General features: G+C 36.9%; 2 protein-coding genes. Both read left to right on the forward strand.

The window, feature by feature from the left end:
• Positions 1 to 90: 90 nt before the first annotated feature.
• A complete protein-coding gene (locus HSP_RS11535; protein ID WP_244263562.1) occupies positions 91 to 483 on the forward strand; it encodes a hypothetical protein in 393 nt (130 codons plus the stop codon).
• 79 nt (positions 484 to 562) lie between these two features.
• The coding region (locus HSP_RS11665) for a hypothetical protein (protein ID WP_425268519.1) at positions 563 to 739 on the forward strand (177 nt) is incomplete at its 3' end.

Here is a 739-nt window from a genome sequence, read left to right on the forward strand (position 1 = left end):
AGAGACGAGATATTATAGGCACCAATGGTGGCAAATCTGATTTTTGGAAACGAGTATTGGAGGACTATAAAACAAGACAAGTTGTTTTTGATGCTAAAAATTTTTGAAGAATTAGGTCCATCTGAGTATAGACAATTACAATCATATTTAACAGGTCCGTATGGAAAGCTCGGTTTTATAATTAATAGAGATGAGAGTGAGGTATTGAAATCAGGAAAAGATTTAGATTGGACAAAGGAAATGTATCAATCCCATAATTCATTAATAATAAAGTTACCTGCGAAATATATATCTAAACTGCTGCAGAAATTAAGAAATCCTGAAAAACATGACGCTATAGATAGACAGATGGGGAAACTTTTAACTTTATATGAAACATCATATATGGCTATTAAAAGCAACCCAAAAGAAAAGAAGAAAATAAAATCAGCTACAACATACGAAAGGGTCCCTGAAAAGGGACCTTTGTATACTGTATTATAATCAATAAGTTATACCATAAACGTACGTTTTCGTTCCATTGGCCCTCAAACCCCAACTATGGACAGACGAAAAAAAGAACTTGCCCCTGAAAAGCGGGATTCTCCAGGACGTTGAGAAATACCTGGCGGATAACCCGGATGTGGATCTGACGATTGAAGAGTGGAATTGTGCGGTTCAGGTGATGACGTTCCGGTGGCAATATCTTCAGAATTGTACTGTACCAGGCGCAACACGTTACGACCTTTACCACAGAGTA

Origin of the sequence: Haemophilus sputorum CCUG 13788 (genome assembly GCF_000238795.1) — a bacterium.
Lineage (GTDB): Bacteria > Pseudomonadota > Gammaproteobacteria > Enterobacterales > Pasteurellaceae > Haemophilus_A > Haemophilus_A sputorum.